Genomic DNA, 9,610 nt, shown 5'->3' on the forward strand with positions numbered 1-9,610 from the left:
GAACTACTTTTATGAAGAAAGGTAATAGTAGTTTTGTAGGATATATTTAGTTTAAAGCTGAACCATGAATTGTCTATTAACAGGTAGTACTGGAATTGTTGGAAGTCACATTCTTTTTGAATGGATGCGCAAAGCTATTGTTGAGAAAACGGTAGACCACCTATTTGTAGTAATTCGAGACAGCGAGAAGTCGGCACAACAGCGTTTACTAGATATTCTGCAAGACAAATCACGACCAAGCTTTTTAAACGACTATTCATTAGAAGAATGTTTAGAAAAAGTAACCGTTATTTCTCATGATTTGTCTTCTATTAATACAGCCACTTTAAACCAATACGATTTCGACACGGTGATTCATTGTGCGGGCTCTACTAGTTTGTTGCACACCACTGACTCTAAAGAGAAAGTACACACTCAAAACTATTTAGTGACGAAGCAATTGTTGGATCAATTGCCGCAACGGGTCACGCGTTTCTTGTACATCAGCACCGCTTATTCATTTGGCATTCAAACCCAAAAAGTAGACGATAGCATTGATCAGTATGAGGTGACTAATTTTAGAAACCCGTATGAGCAATCTAAATACGAATGCGAATTGTATGTAAAGGAAACCTGCATCGCCAAAGGCATCAATGCTCAGATTCTACGACCGAGCATTATTTGCGGCCGTTTGTTAGACAGCCCATTCTTTGAAACGCCTAAGTTTGATGTATTTTATTCCTGGGCCATCTTTTTAGATAAATATGCCAGTAAGTCGTTGGAGAACTTTCGGATTTGGATCGACAAAAAGAGTGGACTGAACATCGTTCCGGTGGATTTCGTGTCTAAAGCCGTTTTATATGCCTTTTTAAATCCTGATATTAAAGAACTCAACATCGTAAACCCCAAACAAATCTTGCACAAAGATTATGTGGGTGATGTGTTGGAATCCTTTAACATCAGCGATTACGAGTACATGGAAGAAATGCCCGAGAACTTGAACATTTTCGAGCAGTTGTACTACAAAAGCATCGGTGGCCTTTTCGAGAAATACGTTTCTATTCCTGATTTACAGTTTCAGCCAGACCAAATTCTAAAACTGATTGAGCAATTGAAGCTTGACATTACATTAGGCGTTCATGAGAACTTCATGAACCTGATTAATTTCTCTGTAGAAAAAAAGTTCAGAAAGAGTTATTAGAATTTACTGACCCACTTCCCAATAAACATCTTAAGTTTCTAATTTTTAAGCGCTCCCACTCTATTTATTTATTTTTTTAGTTTATCTTCGGGTTTGGAAAAAAGAATCTGACGAATTGCTGGTGAACATTTATCCGTTTTTAAATGACAACAAACGACTAATAAATGCTTTTACAACTAGTTTTAAGATAGATACATTTTTTTAAACTAAAAAAAATATCATAACTATATAAAAGATATAAGTGCCATTGCACTTATACAGTTGTTACCTGCAAGCTGAAAAAAAAGCCACGGCACGGTCAAGCACATTTATTTTTTGCCACCGCTCAAAGCCACCACACAAAAAAATAAAAGAGCTTGCCCTTTCCCACCCCACCCACGATAATGCAATGGATAATTACACTGAAACATAGTGAACTTTTACTATCTTTGACACTGAATAAACAAAAATTAGGTTTCAAATGAACCGAATTAAAGCAGTTTTAAAGGACAAAGGAATTTCACAGGCTTGGCTTGCTAAAAAGTTGGACAAGAGTTACAACACGATTAACGAGTACGCCCGAAATGTGAGACAACCGAGTTTGGAAGACTTATACACTATTGCGGAAATCCTAAACGTGGAAGTCAAAGATTTACTAATTGAAAGAAGATAAATGAAATTATACAGCACATTAGAGCAACAACTCAAGAAAGAACCCAACTTCGTGACAGATAACGGAGAACTTAAAAAATGGGTGGTGCTAAACAAAGCACAGAACTTTGACGAAGAATTAATTGGACTGTTGCTCGATAATGCAGACCTGAAAGAGAAGTTTTTTGCAAACGTGAAAGGCACGTTGGTTTTTAACCAAAACTTGTTTGTGCAGTTTTTGGAACAGAAAAACTACTTGAACGACAGCTACACCCAATACAAAAACAAAGTTGGACTGACCATTGACGGCAAATACCTGAAACAACGCAACGAAGTGGCTTTGGTTTGGCCCTTTAAAGACTGCATTTTGGAAGGCGGACAAAGCCGAGAAGAAGACAAACGAGAAGAAATTTTCTTCAATGAAATTTTAGCCCAAGACGAAATTACCCAACTCTTAGAGCCAAAAGTGTTGACCAATGCAAAACGCATTGACAATGACGGAGAAAAAACACTTGACCAATTTAACAGAAACGAAAATGGCACAATAACCGACAACCTAATTATAAAAGGCAACAACCTTTTAGCCTTGCATACTCTGAAAGAAGAATTTGCAGGAAAAGTAAAACTGATTTATATCGACCCGCCATATAATACAAAAGGAGACGCAAACACATTCTTATACAACAACACATTTAATCATTCTTCGTGGCTATCATTTATGAAGAATCGCCTTGATATATCAAGGGTTTTAATGAGAAATGATGGAGTAATTGCTATTGCAATTGATGATGAAGAATATGCTCATTTAAAGGTTTTATGTGACGAAGTATTTGGTCGAGATAATTTTATGGGTTCATTAATTGTGCAAATCAAACCAAGTGGAAGAACAACAGATGCCTATTTTGCAACTTGCCACGAATATGTGCTCTTTTATTCTAAAATTCAGGGTAAACCTGAAATGAACTTTTTCCCACTATCAGAAGAACAAAAAAGTAAATACAAAGAAGGCGATGGTGATGCCAGTTATAAATGGAGAGATTTTCTAAGAACAGGCGGCTATTCTACACCAGAAGAAAGACCTAATTCATACTATCCTATATTTTACAATCCAAAATCCAAGGAAATTTCTTTAGAGAATAAAGGAACTGACTTTGTTGAAATTCTACCACTAGATTCAACAGGCAAAAAAAGAGTATGGCGAAAAACACCAATCTCATTTCAAAAGCATCTTGATGTAGAAGAAATTCAAGTATCAAAAAGAGATGATGGTAGTTTTAAGGTTCAGCTTATAGATAGAATAAAGGATGGTATAAGGCCAAAAACAATGTGGGCTGATAGCAAATATGACGCTTCTTCTCACGGAACAAAACCTTTGAAAAAACTATTTGACGGTGAAAAAGTTTTCAGTTTTCCTAAATCACTCTATGCAGTAAAAGATGTGCTTTCATTATTTACCGAAAACGGTGGAGATGATGTTGTGTTAGACTTTTTCGGTGGAAGTGGAACAACAGGGCACGCAGTATTAGAACTAAATAGAGAAGATGAAGGAAATAGGTCATTCATACTTTGCGAACAACTTTCATATGCAAAAGATGTAACAGCAAAGAGAATCGAAAAAGTAATTGACGATAACGAGCAGGAGAATTTTATTTATCTCGAACTCAAAAAATACAATCAAATTTTCATTGAGCAGATTGAAGAAGCGAAAGACACAGATTCACTTTTGAAAATTTGGGAGCAGATGAAAGCCAAAAGTTTCTTGAACTACAATATAGACATAAAGAAGCAAGAAGAACATTTGGAAGATTTTAAAGCCCTGAGCCTTGCCGAGCAAAAACAACACCTTTGCGAACTGTTAGACAAAAACCAATTGTATGTAAATCTTTCTTCGATTAATGATTCCGACTTTGCCTGCACCGAAGAAGAAAAGAAAGTAACCAAAGATTTTTACCAATTTAAGAAGTAAGCAAATGGCATTTCTACACGAAATATTCAATAATCCATTTGCTAAAAGAGCCTTGGCACAGGTTGATTTACCAAATTGGATTAGCAATAACTTAAAGCCGGGATTTGGTCAACGACCTTATCAGATTGAAGCATTTAAGAGATACATATATTTAGACCAAGAAGATTTAGAAGAGAAGCCGAAAAAGCCTTACCACTTGCTTTACAATATGGCGACAGGAAGTGGAAAGACGTTGATAATGGCAGGTTTGATGTTGCACCTATACCAAAAAGGCTATCGCAACTTTTTGTTTTTTGTAAACAGCAACAATATCATTCAGAAAACTAAAGACAATTTTTTAAATCCACAGGCTTCAAAATACTTGTTCAACAACAAAATTGTGATTGACGGCCAAGAAGTGCTAATAAAAGAGATTGACAACTTTGAAGAAGCCGACAATCAAAATATCAATTTGAAGTTTACCACAATACAACAGCTTCACATTGACCTTAACAACACCAAAGAAAACAGCGTAACTTACGAAGATTTTAAAGACAAAAAATTGGTTTTGATTGCTGATGAAGCTCACCACTTGGTAGCAGGAACAAAATCGGGGAATATGTTCGGTAGTTGGGAAGACACTGTAAAGAAAATTCACGATTCCAATTATGAAAATGTCTTGTTGGAGTTCACTGCAACTATCGACACTGACACAGCAGAACTAGTCAAACACTATCAAGACAAGGTGATTTTTAAATATGACCTTGCTCAATTCCGTATTGACAAATATTCCAAAGAAATAAACCTTATTCGTTCCTTGTATGACGAGCAAGACCGAATTATGCAAGCAATAATTTTGAACTTGTATAGGCAAGAATTGGCTACTTCAAACAATATCAATTTGAAGCCAGTAATCCTGTTCAAAGCCAAAAGAACTATTAAAGAATCGGAACAGAATAAAGAGAACTTTCACCAATTGATTGATGACTTTTCAGTGGCAATGGTGGAGAAAATTCAAAAGACTTCTACCGTTCCAATCGTTCAAAAGGCTTTCCGCTTTTTTGAATCCAAAGGAATTTCAGCCAACGAGATTGTTAAACGCATTCAATCCAATTTTAGATTTGAAAATTGCCTAAGTGCCAACAATGACGCAGAAGCCGAGAAAAACCAAATTTTACTTAACACATTGGAAGATGAAAACAATCCTATCCGTGCCGTTTTTGCCGTTCAAAAACTGAATGAAGGTTGGGATGTTTTGAATTTGTTTGACATTGTTCGCCTTTATGAGGCCCGTGACGGCAAAGACGGAAAGCCAGGAAAAACCACACTTTCAGAAGCTCAATTAATTGGTCGTGGTGCTAGATATTATCCTTTTGCCTTAGAAGAAGGACAAGACAAGTATACCCGAAAATTTGATGATGATATTTCCAACGACTTAAAGGCGTTAGAAGAATTGTATTACCACACCAAAGAAGACAGTCGTTACATTTCGGAATTGAAGAAAGCCCTCGTGGATTCGGGTATTTATGAAGATGATGCTAATTTGGTTCAGCTCAATTTATTCTTAAAACCTGAATTTAAGCAAACTGATTTTTATAGAGACGGACACGTTTTCTTCAATAAGAAAATTCCAAAAAGTTTCGACAACATTAAATCGTTTGCCGATTTAGGAGTTACGAAAACGAACTATCGACACACTTTATCTTCAGGAGTTGGCAGAATGTCTAGTGCCTTTTTTGAAATGGAGCCGACACAATCTAATGATGAAATAATCAAAACCAAAGATGTTAAGCTGACCGAAATTCCGAAAAACATAATTCGTTTTGCATTAAGTCAAAACCCGTTTTTCTATTTTGACAGTTTAATGCATTATTTTCCAAGCGTTGATTCGCTTTCAAACTTCATTGACAGCACAGACTTTTTAGCGGGTTTAGAAATCACATTTAGCGGAACACCTAACCGATTAAAAGAAATTAGCCATTTTGACTATTTACAAACGCTAAATGGTCTTTTGCAAAACATTGAAGCAGACATAAAAGGCAATTCAACAGAATACGAAGGTTCAGACTATATCAAAGAGCCAATTCATAAAGTATTCAAAGACAAAGAAATCAAGGTTTACAAAGACAGCGAACGAGCAAACGGACAAGAAACATTGATAGCCAACGAGCCTTGGTATGTTTATAATGCCAATTATGGCACGAGTGAAGAAAAGAAATTTGTAGAACTGTTTTCCAGACGATTTGAAGGACTGAATCAAAAGTTTGAAAACATTTACCTAATCCGAAACGAAAGAGAAATTAAAATCTTCGACAAACTCGGACGAGCTTTTGAGCCTGACTTTTTACTTTTCTGCAAACAGCGTGACGGAGAACAAATGACTTTTCAAGTTTTCATAGAGCCAAAAGGAGAACATTTAAAAGGATACGACAAATGGAAAGAAGACTTTTTAAATGAAATAAGAGCAGAACAAAAGACAATCAAAATTGATACGGACACTTATTTGATAACAGCCGTTCCATTCTACAATTACAACAACGAAAATGAATTTAAGACAACATTAGAAAACACATTAAACGAATAGAAATGCCAACGCTAAAAGCCATACACATTTGCAATTCGCACCAGCCCACGCTGCAACCAAAAATTGCAAAAGAGTATGTCTTTGCCAACGCTAACAGACGAACGAAAAAATAAAGCCAGCAGGTAACAATGTATATAAAAAATAGGCGAAATATCAGTATAATCAAGGGTTTCGGCTCGCATCAAAGTTCGTGCTTAACCGAAAGTTTCGTGCTTCGTAATCGCCTACTTTTCATATACTAAACGTTAGCGGAAACCCTTGGAGAACTCAAGAAAAAATGAGTAAAATAACTTAATCCTATAATAATGTTTGATTTTCGTTTACAAGTATTTCACAAAGTAGCAAAACGACTTAATTTTACAAAAGCTGCCGAAGAATTATTTATTACGCAGCCAGCAGTTTCAAAACACATACAAGAAATTGAAAGTTTTCTGAAAACTAAACTTTTTGAAAGAAATGGCTCAAAGGTAAAATTAACAAAAGCAGGACTTATATTATTTTCTCATACCGAAAAAATATTTGAAACCTATCGTAATTTAGAATTTGAAATTAATTCTCTTTCTCAAAATTTCAACGGAAAATTAAGAATTGGTGCGAGTACAACAATTGCTCAATATCTTTTACCTGAAATTTTAGCATCATTTCATAAAAAATTTGACCAACTTATCGTTTCTTTAGAAGCTAATAATACAGAACAAATTGAAATTGCGCTGCAAAAAAATGAAATTGATTTGGGTATCATAGAAGGAAAATCCAAAAAAGCCTATCTAAAATATACCGAATTTGTCAAAGACGAAATTGTTTTAGTTTCAAATAGCACAAATCCTCTCTCAAAAAGACAAAACATTACTATTGATGAGCTGAAAAACATTCCTCTCTTGTTTCGCGAGCAAGGATCAGGAACACTAGAAGTTATTGCACATCATTTAAAATCTTTGAATGTAAAAATTTCAGATTTAAAAATTGAAATGCAATTAGGCAGCACTGAAAGTATTAAAAATTATATACTTCACAGCAACACTATGGCTTTTATATCATTACATTCCATATACAAAGAACTTAAAGAAAATAAATTTACAATAATAGATGTTCAACATTTGTCTATCGAAAGGAGTTTTTACTTTATCCAACAACAAGGTCAAGTTGAGGCTTTACCCGAATTATTTATGAAATTTGCCAATCATTATAACTTTAAGTAATGACGCATAACTTTTTACAATTTCCAACATATCCTTTATTTCCAGAAATTTGTACCAACAATAATATATAAAGTAAGATGGAAAATCAAAAAGGATTCAAAAATTTATTAGACAAAAGTATAACCACGAGAGAAGTGATTTTTTTATTAGCAGTTGTACTCTGCTTGTCTCCATTAATATCACCGCCAATTGCCCTACTTATGGGTTTAATAATTGCGCAATTTATTGGACATCCATATTTACATCTAAATCATAAAGCAACTCATATATTATTACAGGTTTCTGTTGTTGGTTTGGGCTTTGGAATGAATGTTACAAGTGCATTAAAAGCGGGTAAAGAAGGTATTTTATTTACAATAGTTTCTATTATTGGAACATTAGTAATTGGTTTCTTTATGGGTAAGTTTTTAAAGATAGAAAAAAAGACTTCTTACTTAATATCAGCTGGAACAGCCATTTGTGGTGGAAGTGCTATTGCTGCTATTTCTCCTGTAATAAAGGCAGAAGAAAAACAGATATCGGTTGCATTAGGAACTATATTTATTCTAAATTCTGTAGCCTTATTTTTATTTCCTTTTATTGGGCATCAGTTAAATTTATCACAATCACAATTTGGAATGTGGTGTGCAATTGCTATTCACGATACCAGTTCAGTTGTAGGTGCAGCAAGTAAATATGGTCCGCAAGCTTTAGAGATTGCTACAACTGTTAAATTAGCACGAGCATTATGGATAATTCCTGTTGCTTTTTTATCAACTTTTATTTTTAAAAATAAAGACAGTAAAATAAAAATTCCTTACTTTATTGGATTATTTGTTCTTGCAATGATTGCAAATACCTATATTCCTTTTGTTCAACAATACAATCATTATTTAACAAATTTTGCAAAAGCAGGATTAACGCTTACCTTGTTTTTAATAGGATGTGGATTGAATAGAAAAACAATATCCTCTGTTGGATTTAAACCATTAATTCAAGGTGTAATTCTATGGGTGATTATAGCAACTGCTGCACTTTGGGCTGTAACAACTTTAACAAACTAATAAATTAAAAATATGAAAAATGAATTCAAAATTGGAATGTTAATACTATTCTTTAGTATTATTGCTACCAAAACTCAAGCGCAACAAATCTTTGACGGCAACATAAAAAATAATTCTTTAGCAATAAGTCCAACCGAAAATATTGCATTAGCATCAAACAGCGACGTAAATTTCGTAAGTGTTTATAATCTAAAATCTCGTAAATTAATAAAAAAGATATTTGGATTCATTAGTCCAAGAAACATCATTTTTTCGCCTGATGGAATGAAGTTTTACATCACTGACAGCAGCACCGGATTTTTAACTGTACTGGAAACAAAGAAATTTAAAATCATTGAAAAATATGCGGTAGGCTTTGGAGCATTTGGTTCAGCAATTAGCAACAATGGTCAAGAAATTTATATTAATAATGAGGCAACAAATACAGTAACGGTAATTGACCTTTCAAGTAAATCGGTAAAAAAAATAATAACAGGTTTTGCCGAACCAAGACAAGGTATTAAATTAAACGCAACAAATACAAAGATTTACGTGACCAATTTTGCCAGCGACGCTATTTCGGTTGTGGACGCAGCAACTTTAAAAATCGATACAACTATTACTGGTTTTAGCAAAATAAGAGCTATCTCTATTACTAAAGATGGTGAAACATTATTTGCTGCTAATAGTGGTTCCAATTCCATTGCAGTAGTTAATTTAAATACAGGTATAATCGCTCAAACAATTTCTGTAGGCAAAGATCCTTATGGCGCATCATTATCTTCAGATGAAAACATTTTATTGAGTGGAAATAAGGAAGATAATTCTCTTTCAATAATTGATGTATCAACACTAACTAATATTGGAGTGATAACAGGATTTAATGAACCAAGACAAGCGATTGTTTACTCTAAAAACGGTAAAAATGTATTTGTACTAAACAAAGATTTATCTATTAGTGTAGTTAATCTTTCTGAAAAGAAAATAATATATAGTATTCAGAATTAATAAATTTCCTAAAAAAGGTAAAAGGGCTATCCGCTAACAGCC

The 9,610-nt window shown here is 34.0% G+C and carries 7 protein-coding genes; all 7 read left to right on the forward strand.

Annotated elements, in window-relative coordinates; all coding sequences use genetic code 11:
• Nucleotides 1–64: 64 nt before the first annotated feature.
• The 7 genes from ACTB0X_RS00210 to ACTB0X_RS00240 all read left to right on the forward strand — a co-directional run bounded on the left by ACTB0X_RS00210 (nucleotide 65) and on the right by ACTB0X_RS00240 (nucleotide 9,568).
• Nucleotides 65–1,180, forward strand: a complete 1,116-nt coding sequence (locus tag ACTB0X_RS00210; RefSeq protein WP_463022955.1) for an SDR family oxidoreductase — start codon at nucleotides 65–67, stop codon at nucleotides 1,178–1,180.
• Between the two features lie 460 nt (nucleotides 1,181–1,640).
• Entirely contained in the window at nucleotides 1,641–1,832 is a 192-nt protein-coding gene (locus ACTB0X_RS00215) for a helix-turn-helix transcriptional regulator (protein ID WP_463022956.1), read from the forward strand.
• Nucleotides 1,833–3,776, forward strand: coding sequence for a DNA methyltransferase (locus tag ACTB0X_RS00220; RefSeq protein ID WP_463022957.1), 1,944 nt, complete (start codon nucleotides 1,833–1,835; stop codon nucleotides 3,774–3,776).
• Between the two features lie 4 nt (nucleotides 3,777–3,780).
• A complete protein-coding gene (locus tag ACTB0X_RS00225; RefSeq protein WP_463022958.1) occupies nucleotides 3,781–6,339 on the forward strand; it encodes a DEAD/DEAH box helicase family protein in 2,559 nt (852 codons plus the stop codon).
• 305 nt (nucleotides 6,340–6,644) lie between these two features.
• Nucleotides 6,645–7,538 (forward strand): LysR family transcriptional regulator, encoded by an 894-nt coding sequence (locus tag ACTB0X_RS00230; protein WP_055862367.1) that lies wholly within the window; start codon nucleotides 6,645–6,647, stop codon nucleotides 7,536–7,538.
• 77 nt (nucleotides 7,539–7,615) lie between these two features.
• Complete coding sequence (locus ACTB0X_RS00235) at nucleotides 7,616–8,581, forward strand: YeiH family protein (protein ID WP_121312777.1); 966 nt, start codon at nucleotides 7,616–7,618, stop codon at nucleotides 8,579–8,581.
• Between the two features lie 12 nt (nucleotides 8,582–8,593).
• Nucleotides 8,594–9,568, forward strand: coding sequence for a YncE family protein (locus ACTB0X_RS00240; RefSeq protein WP_199717103.1), 975 nt, complete (start codon nucleotides 8,594–8,596; stop codon nucleotides 9,566–9,568).
• Nucleotides 9,569–9,610: the final 42 nt, after the last annotated feature.

Source organism: Acidiluteibacter sp. (assembly GCF_055129545.1).